The sequence below is a fragment of the Pseudoalteromonas sp. 1_2015MBL_MicDiv genome (assembly GCF_002407505.1).
Lineage (GTDB): Bacteria > Pseudomonadota > Gammaproteobacteria > Enterobacterales > Alteromonadaceae > Pseudoalteromonas > Pseudoalteromonas fuliginea.
Genome location: NZ_CP012737.1, coordinates 56,256 through 81,638, shown reverse-complemented (window position 1 = coordinate 81,638; position 25,383 = coordinate 56,256). Strand labels below are relative to the sequence as shown.

Genomic DNA, 25,383 nt, shown 5'->3' with positions numbered 1-25,383 from the left:
AGAGATTTACCAACGTCTTGAATTATAGTGATATTTAAATTTATTTTCTCTAGCCAGAGATTTTCAGTGAAAACAAGGCGAATTTACGCGTCAATCGCTGGCCTATTACAAGTAAATTCAACGCAGTGAGCGCTGAAAATAGCTGCTTGAGATAGATTTATTATCCAGAGTTCAGATTATACCAATCTGCTTATATATGGGGCCTATTTGACGTTAAGAAAATTACGCTAGAACTAGGCAAAATTTTTGTATCTAGTTGTTCTAAATAGAAAATTTTTAACGACGTTATAGTGCAATTTAATTCGTTAAATTGATCAAAGATTTATGCAGGTTGGTATTAGTTAAGATCTCCCATCAAAAATTAACCTAATAAAAAATAGCAGACCACATAAATGAACATGCTTTTATTAAAAATATAGAGCTACTCCTCCTTGGCATATTCTTATCCAAAAATTATAGGCAATAAAAAACCCGCAACATGTGCGGGTTTTTTTTAAAGAGTTAAAGAGCTAATTACTTAGCTGCTTTTTTCTCTTTTTCTGCAGCGATTACAGTTTCAGCTACGTTAGCTGGACATGCAGCGTAGTGTGAGAACTCCATAGAGAACTGACCACGACCCGATGTCATTGTACGTAGTGTACCGATGTAACCGAACATTTCTGATAACGGTACATCTGCCTTAATACGGATGCCTGTTAAACCAGCTTCTTGGTCTTTCATCATGCCACGACGACGGTTAAGGTCACCGATAACATCACCAACGTGATCTTCTGGAGTGAACACGTCAACTTTCATGATTGGCTCAAGAAGTTGTGCGCCCGCTTTAGGGATCGATTGACGGAAAGCGCCTTTAGCAGCGATTTCGAACGCGATTGCAGATGAATCCACGGCATGGAAGCCACCGTCGAAAAGTTCAACTTCAACGTCAAGTACTGGGAAGCCAGCTAGAACACCTTCGCCCATCATTGACTTAAAGCCTTTCTCAACTGCAGGCCAGAATTCTTTAGGTACGTTACCACCAACAACTGATGATTTAAACGTGAAGCCTGAAGCAACTTCGCCTGGCTTGATACGGTAGTCGATTTTACCAAACTGACCAGAACCACCAGATTGTTTCTTATGCGTGTAGCTATCTTCGATTTCACGAGTGATAGTTTCACGGTAAGCAACTTGTGGTTGACCAACAATAAGGTCTACGCCGTAAGTACGCTTAAGGATATCTACTTTGATATCTAAGTGAAGCTCACCCATGCCTTTAAGAATAGTCTCGCCTGAATCTTCATCAGTCTCAACTTGGAAAGATGGATCTTCTGCAACCATTTTACCGATAGCAACACCCATCTTCTCATTACCGCCTTTATCTTTAGGCTGTACAGCAATCGAAATTACTGGAGTTGGGAATACCATTGGTTCAAGTGTTACAGGGTGCTTAGGATCACATAAAGTGTGACCAGTTTGCACGTTTTTCATGCCTACGATAGCAATGATGTCACCAGCTTGTGCGCTAGTTAATTCGTTACGGTCATCTGCTTGCATCTCAACCATACGGCCAACACGCTCAGTTTTACCAGTAAACGAGTTAAGGATAGTGTCACCCTTATTTAGTTTACCTGAGTAAATACGTACGAATGTTAATGCACCAAAACGGTCATCCATTATTTTGAATGCTAACGCTTTGAAAGGTTCATCTGCAGAAACGATTGCAAATTCGCCATTTTCGTTACCTTCTTCATCCATAAGAGGTTGAGGATCAACTTCTGTAGGAGATGGTAGGTAATCAACAACAGCATCAAGAATAAGCTGCATACCTTTGTTCTTAAACGCAGAACCACAGTATGTAGGGAAGAAAGCAAGCTCACGAGTACCTTTACGGATACAACGCTTGATGTCTTCTACAGAAGGTGCTTCACCTTCCATGTAAGCTTCAAGTAGTTCATCGTCTTGCTCAAGGGCAGTTTCAACAAGCATTTCATAATACTCGTCAGTTTTTTCTACCATGTCTGCAGGAACGTCTGTAATTTCGTAGTTTTCAGGAAGACCAGTGTCATCCCAAACGTATGCTTTTTTAGTTAAAACATCTACAACACCAACAAATTCATCTTCAATACCAATTGGTAAAGTCATGATTAGTGGTACAGCACCAAGTACTTTACGTACTTGCTCAGTTACACGGTAAAAATCAGCACCCATACGGTCTAATTTATTTACGAAGATAATACGTGCAACTTCTGAATCATTAGCATAACGCCAGTTAGTTTCTGATTGTGGTTCAACACCACCAGAACCACAGAACACACCAACACCGCCATCTAATACTTTAAGTGAACGGTAAACTTCTACTGTGAAGTCAACGTGCCCAGGAGTATCGATAACGTTAAAACGGTGATCTTTCCAGAAACAGCTTACAGCCGCAGACTGAATAGTAATACCGCGCTCAGCTTCTTGTTCCATGAAGTCAGTAGTAGATTCACCATCATGAACCTCACCTGTTTTATGGATTTGACCAGTAAGCTTTAGGATACGCTCAGTAGTCGTGGTTTTACCCGCATCAACGTGCGCGAAAATACCAATGTTTCTGTACTTCGATAAATCTGCCATTAATTTTACTCTTAATAAAGTCGATAAATTATTCGGCAGGAGTATAACATCACTTAAAGCGAACATCACCATGCAAGCCGCTTAAAATGCAATCAATTCAATATATTTTTTTTATGCGCAAGGTCTATTTTGTATTTCAAGTTGAGAATCGCATGTAACATAATGAAAACACTATTTTTTTCTCGCCCTAACTTTAGGTACATAAAGTTATTTCGTTATTTTGGAACAACACACTACCATAGCTTAAACAGCTAAAACTTTAATATATACTCAGAAATTACTAATCTTTAAAAACTAATACTTGTTTAAACTAAGAGCGATTTAATCACCGCATATATCACCCAAGATGAAGAAAAATTAAATAGTCGCAATTTTTTCATGCTTTACATCAGCTTACAAGTTGCACAATAAGATAATAAGAATTATTTGCATTTGGGTGTTGACAGACACTTGAATCTAACTGATAATCAATATCAACAAGGCGGGAAATATACTGACTTGTAACGGAATGAATTGATTTGTTTCTCGACCCTGAAACAACGTGTGGCGCACGTTAACAGCTATGGTTACTTGTTATGAGCCGCAACGCCCCTTGATGTTTATGACGAGTAACCGCCCTACTATTTTACTTGCTACATTGCTCATATCGGTGACGGTAGATATGAAACTAAAAAAGCCCTTACGGGCTTTTTTTATGTCTGTAATTTAGTTGGTTAAATTAAACTAAATCAATTAACGACGGTTTTTACGTGCTCGCGCTCGACGCTGAAGCTTTTCTTCTTCTTTAGCTTGTTTTTTAGCTTCTGCAGCTGCGCGTAAACCAGCAACCATTACTTCTTCTTCCTCACGCATTTGCGGAGTTTCCATCGTAATACGGCCAATAATACCATCGCGCAATTCGTTGATTAGTATTTCAGACATTTTATACGTGTCTATTTGGTTACCACCACGAATACAACCACGCTTTTTGCCTGCCATTTCAACAAACTCCCAATCACTCTCAGGAAGTTCAGCGATTTTATAGCGCGCTTTTAAAAGCTCAGGATAAGCACGTAATAAATATTCAGCGGTATAACTTGCTACTTCTTCATACTCAAGTGCGGTATCACGAATGGCACCTGTAGCGCCTAAGCGATAACCTGAGTTTTCGTTTTCTACTTTTGGCCAAAGCATACCTGGCGTATCGTAAAGCATAATACCGTCTTCAAGCTTAATGCGTTGTTGTGCTTTCGTTACAGCAGGTTCATTACCTGTTTTTGCAACTATACGTCCAGCCAATACATTGATCAACGTAGATTTACCCACGTTAGGAATACCCATTATCATGGCTTTTATTTGCTTATCGGCGCCTACTTTATGCGGCACTAACTTTTTACACAGCTCATTGATACGATGTACTTCAGCTGCTTTATCGTGACCAAAAGAAATCGCTTTAACGCCATTTTCTTGTTCAAAATAATCCTTCCAAATTTGCGTCATTTTAGGATCAGCTAAATCAGCTTTGTTCAAAATTTTGATGACCGGCTTACCTTCACGCAAGGTTGCCACCATCGGGTTTTCGCTACTATAAGGAATGCGCGCATCAAGCACTTCAATGATCACATCCATTTGCGGCATTATTTCTTTAATTTCATTGCGGGCTTTATTCATATGCCCAGGGAACCACTGGATAGCCATTTTTAACTCCTAACGTATAATTAACCGTTATTTTAACTGGCAATTCATTTAATTGCGCTATACTGGCGCAAATTTTTTTAGATTAGTTGTTATGGCTCTTAAATCCACCATTATGAAGGTGCAATTATCGCTTAGCGATATGGACCGCCACGTTTACCAAGATTTTAGTTTAACCTTGGCACAACATCCGTCAGAAACCGACCAACGGTTAATGATTCGCTTACTCGCTTTTGCACTCAATAGCTGTGATGGTTTAGAATTTACTAAAGGATTAAGTGCTGATGATGAGCCTGAACTTTGGCATGTAAGCTATAGTGAAGAGATAGAGCTGTGGGTTGAGCTTGGCTTACCAGATGAAAAACGCCTTAAAAAAGCCTGTAATAAATCTAAAAAAGTGGTGCTATATACTTATGGCGAAAACAATCAAGCAATTTGGTGGCAAAAACATCAACCTAAATTGTATGAATTTAAAAACCTGAGTATTTTTAGCCTTGATTACGCAGCCACACAAGCACTTGCTGCTTTGGTTGATCGTGGCATTAAGCTCGCCATTACCATTCAAGATGGTGAAGCATGGGTAAATACCGATACAACTAATATTGAAATAAAACCACAGCAGTTAATGTAACTAATCACTTTTTTGAGGGCGTATGAAAGTTAAACACGTTATTGTTTTACATGGCTTGTATATGTCTGGCTTTGTTATGCGCCCACTGTGCTCTCGCTTGGAAGAATCTGGTGTTAAGGTATTAAACCTTACTTATAATACGCTTGATCCAAACCGCGATGCTATTTTTGCTCAAATTGATGAATTTATTGCAGGTGAACCTTCTGCACTCGTATGTCACTCAATGGGCGGATTAGTCGCTCGCGCATACCTAGAAGCTAATTCAGTTGCAAGCCAACACATTACAAAAGTAGTTACTTTAGGCACGCCTCATCAAGGTAGCCATATTGCACAAAAAATGAAGCAAAAAGGGTTTGAGTCTTTTTTAAAAAATAGCGTTGAATTTTTGCTTACACAAAATGGTAACTGGCCGTTTAAAGCGAAGCTTTTTAGTATTGCAGGTGACTTACCCATTGGTTTAATGCCCCTTATAGTTAAAGGCAGTAAATCAGATGGCACTGTATTACTTGATGAAACTAAGCTCAAAGGTATGGCTGAACATAAAGTGTTCCATTTAAGCCATACCAGTATGATTTACTCACGCGAAGTGGTCGACTACATTTTAAAATGCTTAAGCGAGAAAGATTAATCCTCAGCATTGGCTGCTATTTTATAACTAATTAAAAATACCACTGCCAGTATCAGCGGAATGGGCGCTGCTATGTAACCAAAAAAGTCTGAATTAGCAAAGCTTGCACCTGCTAAGTGCGCTACTAGCCCAAGCACAAATGCGATGACTGCAATTCCTACCACGATTAACTCTGCTTTATTTTGTTTCGCTGTTTTTGCATGCATGTTATCTCTCCTAATTATTTCGACAACATTATTATGCGCCGTTAGGATGGATGATTTTTGACCTACATCAATAAAAAAATAGCTAAGTTATTACCTTGAATAAAGTTTGTTTCAGATCATGATTTATATACTTTTAAGTTTTATTTATTTTTGAGGGGTAGTATTTTTATTAATCAGTCCCACTTCTATTAATAGTCTAAAGTGAATACAGATACCAAGAACAGTTGATAGGTTAAAGCGATTAACCAGATAAATTTAAACGATTTTACTAATTTATCGAAATTAGTAATACTTATCACAAGTTCACAAATCAACGGTTATTCAAGGAGCAAGTTATGTCACAGGTAAACGCAATAGGTCTAAACAGTGCAAAAAGTGATGACATCGTAAAATCACTCAATACGCTATTAAGCAGCTACCAAATTCAATACATGAATGCGCGTGGTTTTCACTGGAATATTAAAGGCCGTAACTTTTTTGAGCTACACGTTAAATTTGAAGAAATTTATAACTTATTACTTTTAAAAGTAGATGAAGTTGCCGAACGTATTTTGACGTTAGATGGCGCTCCATTACATGCATTTTCTGATTACCTCGAAGTAAGTAAAATTAAAGAAGCTAAAGGTATTAGTGATGGTGTTACAGCCGTAGAGAACCTACTTGCTGGTTACAGTACGTTAATTCACATGCAGCGCGATATTTTAAACCAAGCAGGTGATGCAGACGATGAAGGCACAGCCTCACTAATGAGTGATTACATCTCAGAGCAAGAAAAACTGGTTTGGATGTTAAAAGCTTACTTAGATTAATTTTAATCTAAAAAGATAAAAGCCCTCATAGAGGTCTTAATTAGGGATAAATCGTAAACGATTCGTCCACTATATTAGTCATCTCGTAATACTAAACAATACCCCAGTGATCAGTGGCGTTGTTTTTGGTTTAAATGGACAATAAAAGGCCTCAGTGACAACCGAGGCTTTTTATTGTGAATGACAATACTAGAAGCTAATACTGCTATTATTGATTAAAACTTACTTCTAAAACCAATGTATATAGTTTGACCGGTTGGATCATACGTACCCGCATCAGTTTCAGTACCCGTATCAGAACCGCTCACTCCTGATATTATTCTCGGTGGCTCTTTATCAAATAAGTTATTAGCCCCGACATATAACTCCATTGAATCACTAATATGATAGCTTGCTTGTATATCATGGTATGTTACAGAGCCAACACCAACTGAGCCTGCTGGGATATTATCAAAGCCATTTAAAAATTGATCATCAAAATCTGCACTTCCAGTAAATGTCATACTCCAGTTAAAATCAAAGTCATTAATTTTATAGCCAAAGTTCCAGTTTGCTTTATGCTCAGACGCACCAATTTCACCCGCAAATACATCTTTAGCTTCACCCGGTAATGGGATACTGTAACCATCAATTAAATAGGTATATGCGAGGCGGGTTTTGAATGCACCGGGCCCTATATCCGTAGCGTAAGTTAACGTTAAATCAACACCTTCAGTGCTCAGTCCACCACTGTTTGTTACACCACTATCAATAAACTCTAGTGAACCAGCACTGTTATTACCTGATGGTGCGGTGCGACGAGTAATAAAATCACAAAGACTTTCATCACCACCACCATAACACTGTGCAAGTATAAACTGACGAGGGGTAGAAACTATTGCGTCGTCTATATCTATATCAAAATAATCCAACGTAATATCAAGACCAGAAACCAAGTTTTCAGGCGTAAATACCACACCTACCGTCACTGAATTACCCACTTCTTCTGTAAAATCTGGATTACCACGGTTAAAGCCACTAATACCTTGCAAATCTGACTGCCCCAATGTGAACTCACCATTAGTTGCAATATTACTAGCAATACCTGTATCTGCACGACACGCATCACCCACAGCGCCATTACCACTACTTCCCACACCGCGACAAGGGTCAGTTAAGCCGCTAGGAAAGGTTTGTGAAGGTGGAGAAAATAATTCATCAATATTAGGCGCACGGGTCGAGCGTGCTCGAGTTGCACGTAAACGTAAACTATCTGTCACCTCCCAATCTAAACCTACATTCCAACTTTCAGTATTACCAACTGTAGAATAATCAGATAAACGTACTGCTGCATTCATAGTGACAGAATCAAGCAATGGGATATTTGCTTCAACATAATATTCAGTTACATCAAATGAACCTTCTGTTGCTGGAATTGCATTACCTGCATTTAGACCGGCTTGTTGTAGTGCATCAAATTCACTACGAGAAAACTCTTCACGATATTCAAAACCGGCAGCAATACCCAGGGTTCCTGCTGGTAACTCAAATAAATCACCTGAGATGTTACCACCCACAATTTCTTGCTCAACTGACGTTGAAAGTGAACTCGGAGCGCGTACAAAATCAATAACATCTTGCGATAATGAATTAAAACCAAAAATATTAACCGGCGCACAGCTAAAGCTGCGAGCTGTTTCATCAATACAGATCGCTTCGTTAATTATGCCATCTTCATCTAAGTCAAAGCGATCGTTAACAGCCTCTAAACCTTGACGAAAACTTTGTACGTTAACTAAACCGCCTGATACTTGTGACTCTTTTGTTTTACCATATACATAATAAGTGTCGTAAAACCAATTATCATTGATCTCACCTTGGAAACCTAATGCTATACGGAACGTATCTCGCTCTGCACGTGCTCCACGGTTACCAATGTCGCTCAAACGCTTTGCAAAGAAAATATCTCGGCTACCATCACCATCTGTATCTGTTGCTGCATTATAAATATCATCAGGTACGAAGGCATTACGCAACAACTCTCCGTTAACTTCAAATTCGATAGGAACACGACCATTCGCGTAAATATCATCAGACGCAAATGGGAATGGTTCTAGCTCTGAGCGGGTTGTGCTAGATGCATATGTCCCTTCATAGAAAAAGCTGTGTTTATCATTTAGTTCATAACTACCATTTGATGCAAATAAGTAACGCTCTGTTGGAATCGCGATTGTACGAACACCACTTCGGTTAAAGCCATTTGCAGCAACGCCATCGCCACCATTGGTACTAAACGAGTCTTGTAGATTATTATTTTGATCAAATGTAAAACGAGTATCTCCTGCATCAAATCGACCTTGTGGTGGAAATGATGAAAAGAATGGACTTATCGCTTCAAAAATATCATTAGCTTGCCCTGTCTTGTTATCTTCAAATGCTATTTGCGCAATTTGATCCACGGCAGAACGGTCACGATCACGAGAATAAACAGCACCCTGATCGGAATAACCTAAGTGGAACATTGCATGGCCTTTGCCATCATTGCTGGTTAGACCCGATGTAAAAGAAAATTGTCGAGACTGATCATCACCCTCTTTTGATTCACCAAATTGGCCTTCAAATTCGATACCTTCAAAGTCATCTTTTAAAACAAAGTTAACCACACCTGCTACTGCATCTGAACCATATACTGATGATGCGCCACCAGTCATAATTTCAACTCGCTCAATAAACTGGCTAGGAATAGTGTTTAAATCTACTGCTGAGCTACCAGGTAAACCCGATACATAACGGCGACCATTAACAAGTACTAATGTTCTTTCTGATCCTAAATTACGCAAATCAACCGTTGCAACACCAGCACTTGCTGTGTTGAAGTTTGAATTAGTACGGCTAATAGCTGGTGAACCGAATGCAGGGTTATCTAATAATAGATTTTGAATATTAAGAGAACCAGATGCATCAATTGCTGCACTATCTACAACCTGAATTGGCGCAGAGGACATAGCCTCAGCTGAACGAATACGAGAACCTGTTACTTGAACTCGTTCTATTTTTTTTATTTCATCCTCTTCGGCTGCAATACCTTGAAATGAAAATCCCGCAAGTAATACGCTGCTTAGCGCTACTGTTAGCGACGATTTTTTAAATAATCGCCCACTACCGTTGTTAGTTAATACCATGTAATTCCCCTGAATTATTTTCTTGAAATGTTGTTTTTGTAACTAAATAGTTACCTCGCGGACAACACTAAGGGGGTTGGTATTGAGACTCTATACACATTACTTACAAGGCATTCATATTGGTACAAGCTGCAAATTTGCTGGGATAAGTGAACAAATAACAATAGTTTTATAAAAATTATATTTTCGTAACATTTTTCCATTAGGTACGGTCTTTATTAAATTATACAACGAGGATATAAAATAATGATCGCTTCTTTTCATGCATTAACATTTGTTAGCAATACTAAGTTTGCAACATTTTTAACAAGTAGAGTGCAAGAACATAGACACTTTGAATCTCAATCCCTAACACAACAAAAGAGGTTAGATCAGATAGATACAAGTCAATACAACGTACTTTTTTATGAGTTAACAAGCATGTCTGACCCTATGCAAATAGTGCATTTAACTGAACTTGCTAAAAACTGAAATTAGTCATTATTGCCCAGTCGGACCATTTTGCGAGTTTTGCTTTTGAAGTGGCCGCGGTTGATTTTTTAATATTAGATTCAACTGCACCACGTATTGATAAATGCTTTGATAAACTGATTCACCTTTGCCCGATTGCAAGCACGCCCGAACGTCAATATCAGCAAAGCGCACAAACTGAAAAATCATCATCACATATCGTAGTTAAAGATGTAGGTAAGGTAAGATTAATTGATATCAATGATATTATTTGGATAAATGGTGCAGGCAATTATGTAGAGCTGCATTTTACCCAAGGTAGTACACCGGTATTACACCGCGAAACCATGAAAAATATTGAGCAGCAGCTAGAGCCTGAAGGGTTTATTCGTATTCATCGCTCAACGCTGGTAAGAAAACAAGCTATTTGTGAACTGATGCCTACTGACAGTGGCGATTATAAAGTAAGGCTAAAAAACGATATGTGCTTAAACCTTTCAAGGCGCTATAAAGGCTGTTTAGAGAGTATTATAAGCCCTCTTCAGTAGCGGTTTATAATACTCATATTAATTACCAGTTCTGTTTTATATAACTATCACTTGGATGCACTAATAAATAGCTGTCGGTATCTTTATAAAAATTAACTTCTGCATCGCTATTTTTCCATACTTTTTCAAACATGTTTTTAGCTATGATATTAATGTTTATATAGTCAACTCGTTGATACCCAAGTTCTTTTACACCCGCAAAATAGGCCTCTAACGAATCAAGACTATCCAGAGTTAACAGCTCAAACTCTTTTAAATTAACGACCACAAACTTAATCGTATTTTCAGGGTGAGTGCTCAATTCTTGAATAACACCATTAGTTAATGATGTTATACCTTCATTATTAAAGCTCCCCTTCAATCTTAAATACATATGAGGTGGCTGCGAGAAAATCTGGAATTCGCCATGTGCTCCAAACATAAATTGCCTTACAGATATCAACTTATATAGAATAATACAATTTTCCAATTTTGCAGTTAATTTAACAGAGCAATAAAAAAGGCCATTTCGAGGGCTTTTTCTTCTAAGCTTTTAAAACGACCTGATGCACCACCGTGCCCTGCATCCATATCTGTTTTAAAGACTAAAATATTACTATCTGTTTTAAGTTCACGCATTTTTGCAACCCATTTCATAGGTTCCCAATACTGCACTTGTGAATCATGAAGACCCGTAGTAACGAGTATGTTCGGATAGTTTTGTGCGCGAATATTGTCATAAGGTGAGTAAGCTTCAATCACATCATAAAACTGTTGATCGTTTGGATTACCCCATTCATCGTATTCATTTGTTGTGAGCGGAATACTCTCATCAAGCATTGTGGTTAATACGTCTAAGAATGGTACATGACAGCCAACACCACAATATAACTCTGGTGCCTGGTTTACAACCGCTCCCATTAATAAACCACCGGCACTGCCGCCTGAGGCAAACACCTTATTGCTATCACAATAACCTTGATCAACAAGCGCTTTTGTCACATCAATAAAGTCACTAAAGCTATTTTTTTTATGCTCTTTTTTACCTTGCTCATACCATTCGCGGCCTAGCATTTCAGAGCCTCGAACATGCGCAATAACATAAACAAAGCCACGATCGAGCAAGCTCAGTGACGAACTAGAAAAACTTGGATCAATCGTATAACCATACGCACCATAGCCGTATTGAAATAACGGATTTGTGCCATCCTTTTTAAAGCTGTCTTTTCGATAAACAACAGATACAGGGACTTTGATGCCGTCGCGAGCAGTTACCATTAATCGCTCTGACTGATAGTCATCGGTATTAAAACTACCCAGTACTTTTTGTTGTTTAAGTAGTGTTTTTTCGCCTGTTGCTAAATCAACATCATATAAAGAACCCGGTGTTGTTAAGCTGGAGTAATAAATACGCGCAGTACGTGTGTCTGGCTCTGGGTTCATTGCTATAGCGGCATAGTAACAAGGATCGGCAAACTCAAGTGCCATACAATTTCCTTGCCTATTAACAACTACAAATCTAGCTTGCCCTTGCTCGCGTTCACTTAATACTAAAAAGTCATTAAATAACTCAACACCTTCAAGCAGGACATTTTCTCTGTGAGCTGTATGCTCAAACCATTGTGTTTTATCAGCAATCGTTTCGTTTGTTGCCGTCATTAATCTAAAGTTTTTAGCCTGCCAGTTAGTCACAATATAAAATGTGTTACCTAGCTTATCTACGTCAAACTCGTGGCCATCTTCACGCGGCATTAATGCTTTAAATTCGCCAGTGGGCTTATTAGCATCAAGCACCCATGTATCGTTGGTCTCTGTCGATGCTAAATCAATAATAATTAAGCTTTCGTCGCGGCTTTTACCAAGCCCCATAAAAAAGCTACTATCTTGCTCTTCGTAAACCATTACGTCTTGGCTTTGCTCGCTACCAAGCTCATGCCGAAACACTTGATAGCCTAATAATGTTTTTAAATCTTTTTTAACATAAAAAACGGTTTTATTGTCATTAGCCCAAACAACTTGCCCTTCTGTGTTTTCAAGTACATCAGGTAGCATCTCACCTGTTTCAAGGTTTTTAAAACGCACTAAATATATACGTCGGCCTTCAGTATCTTCAGAATAAGCCATAAGTTGTTCACACGGGCTAAGAGCGACTTCACCTAATTCAAAAAATTCGAACCCTGCCGCTAGCGCATTTATATCGAGTAAAAGCTCTTTATTATCAGCCTCTATGCTGGTACTGCGGTAATGGCGTGAATATTCATCATCGCCACGCACTTCTGAGTGATACCAATACTTTCCGTCTTTAACGGGTATCGAGTTATCGTCTTTTACAATACGCGCTTTAAGCTCTTCAAATAGTGTATTTTGTAATGGCTTTATAGGTGCTAACTGTTTATCACAATAGGTATTCTCAGCATGCAAATGCGCTAGTACGTGTTCATTTTGACGTTCATCATCACGCATCCAATAATAGTTATCGACACGTGTTTTATTATGCGCATTGAGTATATGAGCTTGCTTTTTAGCGATAGGGACGTTAGACAATAAATTTAGAGAGTGATCAGGATGAGGCACAGAAAAGACCAATTTGAAAAATAACAATAATTGCAGTTTACCATAAAAATAAAAAAGCCCACTCAATAGTTGAGAGGGCTTAGAAGCTAATACGTTTCATTACTAAAATCGTTCTACCTATGGGAAGAAGGTTATTTATATTTATTAATCTGATACTTGTATCCATGCCATAGCCCAGCTTTGTCCAATGCCGGGTTCAAACATAACTTTATTCTCATCATTAACACGGCAAAATTCATTGAATGGCCAAGGCCTACATTGATAAATTTTTCCCGTTTTAGGTTGTAGTACTTTTGTACCTGCATTGTAAGAATCGCTACTTTGTGGATAAATAAATTCATATGCGTCATATTCTTTAACTACATAATCATCACATTTCGCGATGCAATGAAAATCAACTTGGGCTTTACAAATACCACTACTTTGCAATGCAAAAATTTCGTTTTGTCGATAAGCAACAACGAGCCCTTGTTCAGTCATTCGCCCTGCGCTTATTAATGGTATATGCACATTAATGTGCTCGGCAACTAAACGCGGCCATGCATGGGATTCACCTTGCTCTAACGAGGTGATTTTATAATCAAACGATAAACTGACTAGCTCTCCTTGCAAGTCATAAAAGGTTACACTCACCACATCACCAATAAATAATTGGGTATGATGATTTAAACAACCTATAGTTGACCACTTTCCACAGGCCAACGACGTATGCATAAACACAGCAACACCTTAAGAGTCACAAACTATTACCCATACCTATATGGATACACAAAAAATACATCTAGGGCAAGTTATACGCACTAATAAATCGTGCAAAAAATTTATCCTCACCTTAATAAGCTAACAACTTGATGATTATAATTTGCAACCACACAACAATCAAAAAAAAGAATGTAACCAAAATAAAAAACCAACCCTTTAAGGCTGGTTTAATGTGTTTTTAACTAAATAAATAAGTTAAAGGCTCTTTCGCCCACGTAAATATCAGCAACACCAATAAAGATATAAATATTAACCACGCAGGCCAAGACGCTTTTGTTACTTTAGCCTCAGAGTCATCCGCTTTTAACTCTTTTGAGCCTGTGATCATCGCCTTAACTAGCGGTTTTCCTTTTATTCTATAAACAATAATAGCTAATACATGCAAGCCAATAGCATAAAGTAAAATGTCAAAATTCAGCTCATGTAGCCAATTGGCAAAATCAATCGTATCGCTAGACACATATTGAGCAAGCGGCCCGTCAGTTAAAATACCATCACTGCTCATTAAGCCACTTACAAGTTGCGTTATGATTAATATAAAAAACACTATCACCATACAGCTACCGGGTGCTGAATGGCCTAACGATTCGCTTGGTGTTTTGAGTGCCTTTAAAATAGCACTAGGAGAGTGCAGTAACCCACTTAATCTCGCGGTTTTACTACCAATAACACCCCATATTAAACGTGTTACTATAAGTGCTAAAGTAAAAAAACCTGCAACAAAGTGAAGCTCAATCATGCCCTCTTCAATACTAAAATAAAGTACTGCAATACTTACAACCAAAAACCAATGAAAGCATCTAATAAACCCATCCCACACTTTTAACGTCGTCATTGTGCCTATCCTTAAAAAAACAGTATTATTTAATTTGTTAACTACTTTAACATCATAATATTAAGGTATCCTTATGAGCCATTCTACAAGCCGTGAGAGTAAATATCATGCAACCAGTTAAAAAAGCTATTTTAAAAGGCTTTTTAGATATGCTACCACTGTGTTTAGCCGTTGTTCCTTGGGGTATTTTATGCGGCTCTTTAGCGATTCAAAATGGTTTTAGCGCCTTTGAAACCCAAGCAATGTCGTTATTAGTATTTGCAGGCTCTGCACAGCTTGTTGCGATTGAACTTATGGCGGGCAACACACCATTGCTCACAATTTTATTCACAACATTTATTATTAGCTCTCGGCACTTTTTATACGGTTTAGCAGTGCGTCATAAGGTCATTGATCAACCTGTGCGTTGGCGCTTACCTGTGAGCTTTGTTTTAACCGATGAGCTATTTGCATTTTCTCATCATCGAAAAGCGTATAGAACAAAAACGCGTTTAATATACGCATTGAGTGCTGGTTTTAGTTTTTATATTGCATGGAATATTTGGACATTAATTGGCATTGTAGCCGGCACAATGCTGCCCGACTTAACTAATTTAGGGCTCGACTTTGCCATTGCCGCCACGTTTATCGCGTTGGTTATTCCGGGAATCAAAAATTTGGCCTCACTCGTTACTGTCATTGTTGCAGGTGTTAGCGCAACGCTTTTAAAAAGTACCGGATTTGAGTTATGGCTTGTTTGCTCAGCGTTGTTGGCAATGAGCGCAGGTTACGTTACAGCAAGACTAACCATTAAAAAGGAAGTAACGCCATGATGACAACTATTCTACTCATGGCGTGCATTACATTTTTTACGCGTTATTTATTTTTGCACCGCGCTTTACCATTTAAAGTAGGCCCAAAAATGCAGCAATTTTTGAGTTTTAGCGCACCCGCAGTACTGACAGCTATTTGGGTTCCTATCGTGTTTTTGAATGAAGATGGCATTAACTTAAACTGGCAAAACCCTTATTTAAGCGCAGCGATAGTCGCCATTATTGTTGCCTATAAAACACATAATATTTATTACACAACACTTGCCGGTATGGGGCTATTTCTAATTTTAAATTAGAGTGCTCTTTATACTTTATGAAATACTGTACTCAGGTTAAAATACCGGTAACAATAATAAAAAGACGCCAAAATGCACGAATTTCATCAATTAAGCGCAACAAGCTTGCAGGGTCAACCTATTAACTTTAATGATTTTGAAGGTAAGGTTGTGCTTATTGTTAATACCGCGAGTAAATGTGGATTTACCTACCAATACGAGTCGCTGCAAGCTTTACATAATAAGTATGCCAGCCAAGGTTTAGTAATTTTGGGATTTCCGTGCAACCAGTTTGGTCAACAAGAACCTGGCGGCGCAACACAAATAGAGCAAGGATGTTTAATCAATTTTGGCGTGGGCTTTTTAATGGCGGCCAAAGTAGATGTAAACGGTGAGCATGCACATCCCGTCTTTCGTTATTTGAAATCAGCCTTGCCTGGTTTTTTAACACGCAAAATAAAGTGGAATTTTACTAAGTTTTTAATTGCCGCAGATGGGACGCCAATTAAACGCTATGCACCTTTTACTAAACCCGAAAAATTAGAACTTACAATCCAAAAAGCATTAGCGCAGGCTAAAAGCACGCTTTAAAAGTAATAAAGAGGCGCAAGGCCTCTTTATTGCCAATACTATTAAAACTTAAACATATCGGCTAACTGCACATTTAAGACTCTAATATTAATTGGTATTGTATTTATACTAGCGTGATTTAGTCGGTGTAATCGCTTAAATCGTCTTCGCCTAGATTTTTACGCAAGCGTTTTTGCTCAAGGTAGTCTTCCAACTTTTTCTTAACCTTTTGCTTGTTCTTATCGTGTTGATTACGTCCGAGCATTTCGTACTCGTCTTCAACAAAATCGTCATCTAGCGCATCGTAACTAAATGTCTTACCCACAACCCACTCCATAAAGTGTTTGAGACCAGCCAAGGATTTTATTATCGCAATAGCCGGTAAATTAAAAATGTTTAACACCAAAATGCGCTGCAAATTAGCATCAAAATAAAGCCACGTGACTATCGTAAATAGTCTTCATGTCAGTAATGTGAATAAATAGCGCTAAATTTCAATTGTGGAAAGTGAGAGTTTTTTATCGTATCGATAAATATTGCTTATAGATTTGTAGAACTTAGTTAATTTGACTAAAAAATAGTTTATTTTTAACTTAACCCAACCTATTAAAAAGGCCTCGAACAAATTAACTTACTGTTTATTATAATAAAAAAATAATGGCATTAAACTTGTTATTAGTTAATAGTCATCAACAAAAAAGCAGAGAATACACATGAAAAAATTACTATTAGTTAGCGCATTAATTTGTACACCAGCAGCTATGGCTCATAACGACAACGATTCTGCAATTTCATTTAGCAGCGATGAATGTAACGTCGAATTTAAAAACGACGTACGTATTAAACCAAACGAATTAGAAATTTTTACTGCCAATAATAAAGCCATGCGATTTAATACCCATGGTGACTTAACCGTAAATGGCGAATTTGTAGCACTTAATAACTCACAACGCGAAGCGCTAACCAAGTACTCTGATAGCTTACGCACTCAATTGCCTGAAGTAGCTAATATAGCGCTTGAGGGTGTTAAAATTGCCGGAGTAGCATTAGAAGAAGTAGGCAATGCATTTAATATTGACGGCCTTGATAATATGTCAGAGCTTATGGACGACATTAAAATCGAAGTAGAAAACACATTTTACCAGCAAGGTACATTTGTGATGGGCCAACAAAGTTTTAATCAATTTGGCGAAAACTTTGAACAACAGTTTGAGCAGCAGATAGAAACAGCGGTTGAATCAGCAGTGATGCAATCAATGGGCAGTATTTTAGTTGCTTTAGGTTCTGAGTTACTTGGTTCAGGCGGCGATATGGATGCCTTTGAACAACGTATGGAAAATATGGGCGCACAAATAGAAGAAAAAGTAGAGCTACATGCAAGCGCACTAGAAGAACGTGCTAACTCTTTATGTGGAAACTTTGCTGATATTGCAAAACAAGAAGAGCAATTAGTAATGCAAGTGCCAGAGCTTGAAGGTTACCAGTTATTTAGCTTTAAACAAAATTAGTACAGCAAACGTTATTTAACATCCCTTTGGCAGCACTTAAGTTTACTTAAATGCTGCTTTTTTGTGTTTCGCAAACTTATACCAACCTGCATAAATCTTTGATCAATTTAACGAATTAAATTGCACTATAACTTCGTTAAAAATTTTTATTTAGAACAACTAGATACAAAAACTTTTGCCTAGTTCTAGCGTAATTTTCTTAACGTTAAATAGACCCCATATATAAGCAGATTGGTATTACTTTTTAGCTAATAAAGTAAGCTTACCCAATGTAACTATTGCTTGCTCAATTTGCGCGCTCCATTGCACACCATAACTTAACCTGACGCAGCTTTTATATTTATTAGAGGCCGAAAAAACAAGCCCAGGGGTAATACTAATACCGACCTCAAGCGCAAGTAAAAACAATGTTTGGCTATCGTACTCGCCTCCTAAATCTAGCCACATTACGCAGCCTCCTTTTGGATTGCTTATACGTGTGTTTTTTGGCATTGCTTGTTGTAAGCACCATCGCATACGCTCTTTATTATCGCGCAAGCGCTGCCTAAGTACTTTTAAATTTCGGTCGTACTCGCCGCTGGCAATAAATTCAGATAACGTCCATTGGTTTATTAAAGAAGCAGAGCAACTTAGCGCTCTTTTATATCGCCTTGCTTGCGTTGCAAATTTACCCGCAACTAACCAACCTACACGATAGCTCGGCGCTGCCGTTTTAGAAAAAGATGAGCAACTAATCACTAATCCTTTTTTAGAGTACGCTAAAGCAGGTGTGCCTCGTTTTGCCGTAAAATATAAATCGCCGTATACGTCATCTTCAATAAGCACTACGTCATGACTTTCAAGTAGCTCCACCAGCTGCTGTCTATTTGTATCAGGCATAAAGCTGCCCACAGGGTTACTAATTGCAGTAGAGAATAAACACGCTTTTATGTCATGCTCATTTAAAGCGCGTTCCAAATCACTTAACCAAATACCATTATCTGGGCACAGTGGTATTTCGAGCGCTTTAAGCCCTAGGCTTTCTATTAACTCGATAATTCCGTGATAACAAGGCGTCTCAATAGCAACTACATCGCCAGGCTTTGTTACACATTTAAGCGCAATAGCCATGGCTTCTTGCGCACCATTGGTGATCACAAGCTCGTCCATATCAATGCCAATACCAAAATCTAAATAGCGATGCACCAATTGCTTTTTCAGCGGTACAAACCCATCTGTTGGCCCATAGTTAATGGCTTTACTGCCCGCAATTGTCATTACACGGCGCATGTTTCTGGCGAGTGCTTTATCGGTGGGTGCAGCAGCAATTGGATTAGCAATACCAAAAGGGACTACGTTAGCTTGATGAATCGCACTGTACACCTGCTCTATTAAGGCTTGTTTATTTACCACAACAGGCTCGCGACTTAATTTAACGCGCTTAGGCAAATTGCGCGCCATGCTAACGACTTTTAAAAAATATCCCGATTTTTCACGCGCCTCTACTAACCCTTGATCTTCAAGTGACTGGTAAGCCTGTTTTACAGTGGGGATACTTATGCTTAAGTTATCTGCCATTTTACGCAGTGATGGAAGTTTTTCGCCAGGCAGTAAAACTTGTTGGGCACTCATATCTCTGATCAACTGAATAACTTGTTGATATAGAAACTCATGCCCTTGGCTATTTTTTTGTCTTATCATCACACACCAAATCTGTATAGGTTACATTTTTACTTTTCTGTATATGGTAAGTATACAGATAGGTCTTAAAATAGCCATTCAATCGGGCTTTGGAGAGTAACCATGAAAAGTGCAGCGCTATACATTACAACCGTTTTAATTTGGGGTTCTACTTGGTTGGCCATCGAATTTCAACTGGGCGGTATTGCGGTAGAGTTATCGTTATTTTATCGCTTTACTATTGCAGCGCTTTTGATGTGGTTATATGTAGCGTACAAAAAACCCGACATGCGATTTAAATTACTAGATCATGGCTTTTTTGTTTTATTAGCCATTTGTAATTTTGGATTAAACTATTTAATGCTTTACTGGGCGCAAAATCACTTAACCTCCGCAATGACCTCAATTGCCTTTTCAATGCTGCTGGTTATGAACATAGTCAACACTCGACTATTTTTTGGTAAGCCAATCTCAAAACGAATTTATACAGGTGCTGTACTCGCTGTGTTAGGTATTACGTGTCTGTTTTGGCCACAGTTACAGCAGTTCGACTTGAGTAATGGTGCGTTGGTCGGGTTACTACTTGCCCTTGGTGGCACCTTTGTGGCTTCATTAGGAAACATGGTAAGCGTTCGTAATTCTCGTAAGCAAATTGGTGTATTGCAAGGCAATGCATGGGGTATGTTATACAGCGCTATAGGCTTAGCTTTATATGTATTAATGAACGATGTGCAATTTAGTTTAAATGCTCCACCAAGTTACTGGTTATCACTACTTTACCTATCAATATTTGGCACCGTAATCGCTTTTGGGTGCTACTTTGCGCTGCTAAGAAATATAGGCCCTGAAAAAGCCAGCTACGTTATTGTTTTATTTCCATTAGTGGCAGTAACACTGAGTAGCTTTTTTGAAGGCTTTGAATGGCATGCAAATACCTTTGCAGGATTTAGCCTAGTGCTATTAGGTAACGCCATTGTGCTTACCCCAACAAAACAAATTAATGCCTTTTTAGCAAATAGAGCAATAGCTAAAAGTGGCTCCGTCCCCAGTTAGACGCGTTATTTAACGCAACTAACGCAAAGCGCCTACAGTATGTAGGCGCTTTTTTTATTACCAATATAGTGAAAAAAATAAACTCATCATTGCAGTGCCATTGACTCGTTATAATAAACGCCATCATCAATGAACAATTTCAAATAATTTAAGCTGTTTTTTGATTATATATTTACCCACATTAGTAATTATCAATAACAGCAACTTTACTGATATAAAACATAGCCGCAAAGCATGAAGGAAAACACTTTAATCAAAATAATTTAATCTGAATAATTAGTCAAAAAAAACAAAGTAAAATGCATAAAAACCTAAACAAGCACACAAGCCTTGCAAATATAGAGCAGTAGGTATTTTGTTTTTTAAATAACTATTCAAAACACTTATTTAAAAAGTAAAATAGAACGTATTTAAAAGCTTTTCACATCAAAATAACTAATGCTTCACACTCAATTTTTATCGTTGTATTTTTAATCAGTTAACGTGCAAAATGCACTCGATTTCAACAGGCAAACTCGGAGCAAGGTAATGAATCCAATTAATACATTAAACCAAACGGCATCTGCGCACATTGCAGTTAAACCAACTAACCGTAAAGCAAAAATGTTAGCTAGACTTAACACTATTGGTAAAAGGTTAGCACTTAGCGGCGCAGCTCAATATAAATAATCACCCAACCATGATTATTTTTGCGGTGCAGCAAACACTCAACCACTAAATGAAGCCTCTTCTTTAGATCCCACAGTTTGCTGCAACCTATTTATTATTCAAAAACTGCCTTAATTTCCATTTATTTACAAAAAAAACCTCATTTACGTACAAATATTAGGCAAACAGTCATTTTGCTATTTACACAGCGGTATCACCTAAGTATTATTCTGCGTCACGGAGAGATGGCAGAGTGGTCGAATGCACCGGTCTTGAAAACCGGCATGGGTTTATAGCCCATCTAGGGTTCAAATCCCTATCTCTCCACCATATTTTAATTGGTGGCTTTTTTACTTCCATCAATACAACCGGTTATGCGTTGGAGAGGTGTCCGAGTGGCCGAAGGAGCTCCCCTGCTAAGGGAGTATAGAGTTTGTAGCTCTATCGAGGGTTCGAATCCCTCCCTCTCCACCATACTTAATTTAAACCACTTAATTGTGGTTTTTTTGTGCCTAAAATTTATAAAAACTAAACAAATTGTGCCTTGTAATAACTTCGGGCATTATTAACACAACTTTAGCCACTTTAGGTTTAGCTATGATCCGATTCATATTGCTATCAGTTTGCGCGGCAGTTCCATTTTTTACCTTGGCACAAAGTACAACAGTGTATAAGTGTGTAATTAAGGGCGTTACTACCTTTAGCCAAACGCCTTGCGCTAAAGATGCACAAGTTATTACTCTTAAAGATATAAACGTAATTGAAGCATATAAAAGCTCTACGCCCGATAAAGGTATTAGCGACACCTCTGTGGATGACTACTTAGAGGTTCAACAAATAGAGCGTGAAATAAAGCGTCTTGAGCTATCTATTGCACAAAACCAAAAAGAATACGCAGCTAAAAAACAGCAGATAGATTACATGACTCAAGATAAAGCCAATCGTTTAGGCGCTTCGTCTATTGCTGATGCTATCGCAACTAAAACAAATTCGTTAAAGCAAGCTTACGACGCATCAATTAATCAAATGCAGCAAAAAATAGAGTCATTAAAACAAAGACAGCAGCAGCTTAGCCAAAACCCTTAAGTGCTCGTTTTACTATCGAAATAAACTGCTCAACGTCTTCTCGGGTATTATAAATATGTGGCGATACTCGTATCCCAAATTTACGAGCATCTACGCTGACTTTCGCTTTATTAAGCTCTGTAAGTAAATAGTCTTGCTGCTTGTTAAAAAATAAAATAACAGTCCCGCTACATTTATCACTACCCATAGGTGATGCAACATATTCAGCTAGTTGCTCATGAATAAGCGTAAGCATAGCTAAATTATGATCCCTTACCTTGTGAGCAGTTAGCTCTGCAAAGTAATTAATGCTATTTGCAGCGATAATATAAGGCGCTACAGAAGGTGTTCCACCCCAAAACTTAAGCGCACTGCTGTTATATTTAAAATTATTAATATCGAACTCAAATGGATTTTGATGCGAAAACCACCCCACATCTTTAGGCTCACAGAACTTTATTTGATTTTTGTTAACCCATAAATAAGCTGCACCTGGGCCACCACATAACCATTTAACGCTCGAGCCAATCATAAAGTCAGCATCGAGTATGCTTAAATCAAGCGGTATCACACCCGCTGACTGAGCAACATCAACTATTGACAGACTATTAGTTAATTTACTTATAGCTACAATATCGTATACCGGCGCCTGCACACCTGTATTTGAATATACATGGCTTATAAAAACTAAGTCGATATCACAAGTTATATAACGTTGCCAAACACTAATATCAGTTAGATTTTCGTGCTCTGGTATAAACATAATTTGCGCACACTCTGGCAACGCTTTTTGCATTGCAAAACCCATGCTCGGAAAATCACTTTGCGCCATAAGCACTTTACAATTTTTTTGCTGTAATCGAGGGTGCGACATAAGCAACTTTGTTAAGCCACTTGATAAATTAACTTGAGGACAAAACTGCGAACTAGGCGCATTAAATAACTTACCAAGCGCGGTAGTAAATTGCTCAACTGCGGGCAGCCATTGTTGCCAAGGTTCTTTATTTGAGCTCTCCCACGGTAAAAAGTAGTGCTGTTCTAAATATTGCTGTGTATTTTTAAGAGGACGCCCTACCGAGTGGTTTAGTAAATAACAACCATCAGCCATACAAAAATCATTTTTAAGCATGCTATTTAACCCATTCTTTAAGTGTATTTAGATCGTCAAAACGTGTTTTTATATCGTCGCGTTTGGCACTGGCTCGCCTATCTCTTAATTTTTCGAGCGAATCAAGTAATACATGAAGCGGCGGACCACTTGCTGTTACCTTGCTCATATGCTGCTGTTGCATATTTTTTGAAGGCTGAGCAATAAATTTTTCAACCAATTGATTATGATGACCGACTGCGGTGTCGCCATGTAATTTACACACTTGAATAAATAACGTTGCATGGCTTTTAAACCAATCTGTATTTTTAAATGGCTTGGCTTGTAAAAAGTCATCCATAAAGCTTTGCATACGCATGGCTTCTCGTAGGATTTGTTGATCCTCCGGCATCATATATAAAAACTTATCCACCAGCATTTGCGAGTAACTAGGCTCATTTGCGCTACATAGCCCTAGTAACATATCAATCACGTTAATACCTGCAAAGTCACCAGCATTTGCACCTCTGTAAACCTCTTTACCTACACGGTACGGTTTATAATAAGGGCGAACGCAGTTAAAAAAGCGATCTGTATCGAGCTCAGAATAAAGTGCATTATTTGACTCAGTTACATCTATAAGCGCTTGTTTAGCTACTTTTAATAACTCACCACACAAGGGGTGTGAAATACCTAACGGCAATATTTTTAATAAAGCATCACTTGCACGTTTATAGGCCAAAATACCTTGAGTGTTGTAATCAATAAATAGCTTTTCATCAGGTAAATTAGTAAATCGTTTATAAATACCGTTAAGTGCTTTGTTATGAGTAGTTAAGTGGGCGGTAGCAAAACGAGGGGTTACGCCAATGGATGCGCCTATATGCATAGCAAGCGCTGAGGCTTCAATTAGCGGGGAAGTAGTTTCTCTGCTTGGCTCAGTAATTTCATGGCGCCTACACGCCGCCATAAATAATCCTACGTTACCGAGTAAGTCAAAAGCGCTATCAAAGCCTTGATCTGTGTTTCCCTCGGCTAATAAATTGCTAATTAATGCGTTGCCTTCTTTTTCTAACTGTTGCTTTAAGGCCTCACCTATTCCTTCTACATTTGCTTTATCGGTTTGTTGCCAATAGAGCTGCTCAAGTTCACTATTTAAAGTGACAAATCCTGTTCGTATCCATTGATCGAAAATAGCGGTATGTGTGTTCATTGTTGTGCTCTATTATTTTTATAATTAAATGCTAACAGAGTTTAATGAGAGTAAAACGCCAAAAAAAATAGTAAAAACCATGATATTTAGCAATAATCACTACAAATATAAAAATAATTAATGAAAGCCGATAACTATGTTAGATAAAAAAGATCAGCAATTACTCATCGCACTGCAAAGCCAAGCCCGCATGTCAGTTTCAGACTTGGCTAGCAGCATTAATTTGTCTGATACACCTTGCTTAAGGCGTATAAAAAAGCTCGAACAAGAAAACATTATTACCGGCTACCACGCAGCTATAAATCCTAAAGCACTTAATCTTAATGTGCTGGTGTATGCGTTTGTGAGGCTAAGCCAAAACTCGGTAAGTGCTGCTGAGCAATTTGAGCAACATGTAGAAAAATTACCACATGTATTAGAGTGTTGTGTAATATCAGGAAGCTATGATTATCTATTAAAAATTATTGCACACGATCTTGAGAGCTATGAGAGATTTGTAAAACATCAATTAGGTGGTTTAAGTTGCATTGCTAATATAGAATCAACTGTCGTGTTAAAGCAGTCATTTAGCAAAAAGCAGTTACCATTATAAAAATTCCGCAAATAACTTACTGTTAGCTATACTGATATTTAAAAAA

General features: G+C 38.1%; 25 protein-coding genes and 2 tRNA genes. 15 read left to right on the top strand and 12 right to left on the bottom strand.

All coding sequences use genetic code 11. The annotated features are described in order from the left end of the window. Positions 1–513: 513 nt before the first annotated feature. Both fusA and ylqF read right to left on the bottom strand, forming a co-directional pair. On the bottom strand, positions 514–2,598 hold the full coding sequence (gene fusA, locus AOR04_RS00405) for an elongation factor G (protein WP_007378013.1): 2,085 nt from the start codon (positions 2,596–2,598) through the stop codon (positions 514–516). Positions 2,599–3,330: 732 nt separating this feature from the next. Next, positions 3,331–4,275, bottom strand: coding sequence for a ribosome biogenesis GTPase YlqF (gene ylqF, locus AOR04_RS00400; protein ID WP_096792205.1), 945 nt, complete (start codon positions 4,273–4,275; stop codon positions 3,331–3,333). A gap of 91 nt (positions 4,276–4,366) precedes the next feature. Between ylqF and AOR04_RS00395 the strand changes: the two genes are divergently transcribed. Continuing rightward, complete coding sequence (locus AOR04_RS00395; RefSeq protein WP_096794055.1) at positions 4,367–4,903, top strand: YaeQ family protein; 537 nt, start codon at positions 4,367–4,369, stop codon at positions 4,901–4,903. A 22-nt stretch (positions 4,904–4,925) separates the two neighbouring features. Beyond that, complete coding sequence (locus tag AOR04_RS00390; protein WP_033030961.1) at positions 4,926–5,531, top strand: PGAP1-like alpha/beta domain-containing protein; 606 nt, start codon at positions 4,926–4,928, stop codon at positions 5,529–5,531. On the opposite strand, the gene AOR04_RS00385 is transcribed toward AOR04_RS00390, so the two are convergent. After that, a complete protein-coding gene (locus AOR04_RS00385; protein ID WP_007579816.1) occupies positions 5,528–5,737 on the bottom strand; it encodes a hypothetical protein in 210 nt (69 codons plus the stop codon). The genes AOR04_RS00390 and AOR04_RS00385 overlap by 4 nt on opposite strands. A 335-nt stretch (positions 5,738–6,072) precedes the next feature. Between AOR04_RS00385 and AOR04_RS00380 the strand changes: the two genes are divergently transcribed. After that, positions 6,073–6,546, top strand: coding sequence for a Dps family protein (locus AOR04_RS00380; RefSeq protein ID WP_007377885.1), 474 nt, complete (start codon positions 6,073–6,075; stop codon positions 6,544–6,546). A 215-nt stretch (positions 6,547–6,761) separates the two neighbouring features. On the opposite strand, the gene AOR04_RS00375 is transcribed toward AOR04_RS00380, so the two are convergent. Continuing rightward, the gene (locus AOR04_RS00375; RefSeq protein WP_096792204.1) at positions 6,762–9,707 is read right to left on the bottom strand and encodes a TonB-dependent receptor domain-containing protein; all 2,946 of its coding nucleotides are present in this window, start codon (positions 9,705–9,707) and stop codon (positions 6,762–6,764) included. Positions 9,708–9,953: 246 nt separating this feature from the next. On the opposite strand from AOR04_RS00375, the gene AOR04_RS21760 reads away from it, so the two are divergent. Next, positions 9,954–10,178 (top strand): hypothetical protein, encoded by a 225-nt coding sequence (locus AOR04_RS21760; protein ID WP_232525494.1) that lies wholly within the window; start codon positions 9,954–9,956, stop codon positions 10,176–10,178. A gap of 50 nt (positions 10,179–10,228) precedes the next feature. Continuing rightward, positions 10,229–10,705 carry a LytR/AlgR family response regulator transcription factor gene (locus AOR04_RS21755; RefSeq protein ID WP_232525493.1) on the top strand — a complete coding sequence of 159 codons (477 nt, stop codon included), beginning with the start codon at positions 10,229–10,231 and terminating at the stop codon, positions 10,703–10,705. 22 nt (positions 10,706–10,727) lie between these two features. Here AOR04_RS21755 and AOR04_RS00365 read toward each other — a convergent pair whose 3' ends face one another. The 4 genes from AOR04_RS00365 to AOR04_RS00350 all read right to left on the bottom strand — a co-directional run bounded on the left by AOR04_RS00365 (position 10,728) and on the right by AOR04_RS00350 (position 14,855). Continuing rightward, a complete protein-coding gene (locus tag AOR04_RS00365) occupies positions 10,728–11,126 on the bottom strand; it encodes a hypothetical protein (RefSeq protein ID WP_096792203.1) in 399 nt (132 codons plus the stop codon). A 56-nt stretch (positions 11,127–11,182) separates the two neighbouring features. Continuing rightward, positions 11,183–13,258: a S9 family peptidase gene (locus AOR04_RS00360; RefSeq protein ID WP_096792202.1), complete on the bottom strand. Its 2,076-nt coding sequence runs from the start codon at positions 13,256–13,258 to the stop codon at positions 11,183–11,185. Positions 13,259–13,402: 144 nt separating this feature from the next. Then, a complete protein-coding gene (locus tag AOR04_RS00355) occupies positions 13,403–13,972 on the bottom strand; it encodes a chitin-binding protein (protein WP_096794054.1) in 570 nt (189 codons plus the stop codon). 226 nt (positions 13,973–14,198) lie between these two features. Further along, positions 14,199–14,855 (bottom strand): cytochrome b/b6 domain-containing protein, encoded by a 657-nt coding sequence (locus AOR04_RS00350; protein WP_096792201.1) that lies wholly within the window; start codon positions 14,853–14,855, stop codon positions 14,199–14,201. 107 nt (positions 14,856–14,962) lie between these two features. Between AOR04_RS00350 and AOR04_RS00345 the strand changes: the two genes are divergently transcribed. From AOR04_RS00345 to AOR04_RS00335, 3 genes are all read left to right on the top strand, one after another. After that, positions 14,963–15,667 carry an AzlC family ABC transporter permease gene (locus AOR04_RS00345; protein ID WP_096792200.1) on the top strand — a complete coding sequence of 235 codons (705 nt, stop codon included), beginning with the start codon at positions 14,963–14,965 and terminating at the stop codon, positions 15,665–15,667. Beyond that, positions 15,664–15,963 carry an AzlD domain-containing protein gene (locus AOR04_RS00340; RefSeq protein WP_004335020.1) on the top strand — a complete coding sequence of 100 codons (300 nt, stop codon included), beginning with the start codon at positions 15,664–15,666 and terminating at the stop codon, positions 15,961–15,963. The genes AOR04_RS00345 and AOR04_RS00340 overlap by 4 nt, the downstream gene beginning before the upstream one ends. A gap of 72 nt (positions 15,964–16,035) precedes the next feature. Further along, entirely contained in the window at positions 16,036–16,533 is a 498-nt protein-coding gene (locus AOR04_RS00335) for a glutathione peroxidase (RefSeq protein ID WP_096792199.1), read from the top strand. Between the two features lie 118 nt (positions 16,534–16,651). Here the strand turns inward: AOR04_RS00335 and AOR04_RS00330 are convergent, their stop codons facing one another. Continuing rightward, positions 16,652–16,837, bottom strand: coding sequence for a PA3496 family putative envelope integrity protein (locus AOR04_RS00330; protein ID WP_007579801.1), 186 nt, complete (start codon positions 16,835–16,837; stop codon positions 16,652–16,654). Positions 16,838–17,225: 388 nt separating this feature from the next. On the opposite strand from AOR04_RS00330, the gene AOR04_RS00325 reads away from it, so the two are divergent. After that, on the top strand, positions 17,226–18,020 hold the full coding sequence (locus AOR04_RS00325) for a YggN family protein (RefSeq protein WP_096792198.1): 795 nt from the start codon (positions 17,226–17,228) through the stop codon (positions 18,018–18,020). A 237-nt stretch (positions 18,021–18,257) separates the two neighbouring features. On the opposite strand, the gene AOR04_RS00320 is transcribed toward AOR04_RS00325, so the two are convergent. Beyond that, on the bottom strand, positions 18,258–19,700 hold the full coding sequence (locus AOR04_RS00320; RefSeq protein WP_096792197.1) for an aminotransferase-like domain-containing protein: 1,443 nt from the start codon (positions 19,698–19,700) through the stop codon (positions 18,258–18,260). 102 nt (positions 19,701–19,802) lie between these two features. On the opposite strand from AOR04_RS00320, the gene AOR04_RS00315 reads away from it, so the two are divergent. The 5 genes from AOR04_RS00315 to AOR04_RS00300 all read left to right on the top strand — a co-directional run bounded on the left by AOR04_RS00315 (position 19,803) and on the right by AOR04_RS00300 (position 22,466). Further along, the gene (locus AOR04_RS00315; protein ID WP_096792196.1) at positions 19,803–20,732 is read left to right on the top strand and encodes a DMT family transporter; all 930 of its coding nucleotides are present in this window, start codon (positions 19,803–19,805) and stop codon (positions 20,730–20,732) included. Positions 20,733–21,260: 528 nt separating this feature from the next. Next, entirely contained in the window at positions 21,261–21,401 is a 141-nt protein-coding gene (locus AOR04_RS21675; RefSeq protein WP_007377900.1) for a hypothetical protein, read from the top strand. Positions 21,402–21,619: 218 nt separating this feature from the next. Further along, a tRNA-Ser gene (locus AOR04_RS00310) sits at positions 21,620–21,710 on the top strand. A 51-nt stretch (positions 21,711–21,761) separates the two neighbouring features. Next, positions 21,762–21,854 (top strand) — tRNA-Ser (locus AOR04_RS00305). 123 nt (positions 21,855–21,977) lie between these two features. Further along, complete coding sequence (locus AOR04_RS00300) at positions 21,978–22,466, top strand: DUF4124 domain-containing protein (RefSeq protein WP_033032141.1); 489 nt, start codon at positions 21,978–21,980, stop codon at positions 22,464–22,466. Here AOR04_RS00300 and AOR04_RS00295 read toward each other — a convergent pair. Beyond that, positions 22,450–23,574 carry an aminotransferase class V-fold PLP-dependent enzyme gene (locus AOR04_RS00295; protein WP_096792195.1) on the bottom strand — a complete coding sequence of 375 codons (1,125 nt, stop codon included), beginning with the start codon at positions 23,572–23,574 and terminating at the stop codon, positions 22,450–22,452. The genes AOR04_RS00300 and AOR04_RS00295 overlap by 17 nt on opposite strands. 1 nt (position 23,575) lies before the next feature. Beyond that, positions 23,576–24,745, bottom strand: coding sequence for a PrnB family protein (locus AOR04_RS00290; RefSeq protein WP_096792194.1), 1,170 nt, complete (start codon positions 24,743–24,745; stop codon positions 23,576–23,578). 136 nt (positions 24,746–24,881) lie between these two features. Between AOR04_RS00290 and AOR04_RS00285 the strand changes: the two genes are divergently transcribed. Beyond that, complete coding sequence (locus AOR04_RS00285) at positions 24,882–25,337, top strand: Lrp/AsnC family transcriptional regulator (protein WP_096792193.1); 456 nt, start codon at positions 24,882–24,884, stop codon at positions 25,335–25,337. The last annotated feature ends 46 nt before the right edge of the window (positions 25,338–25,383 follow it).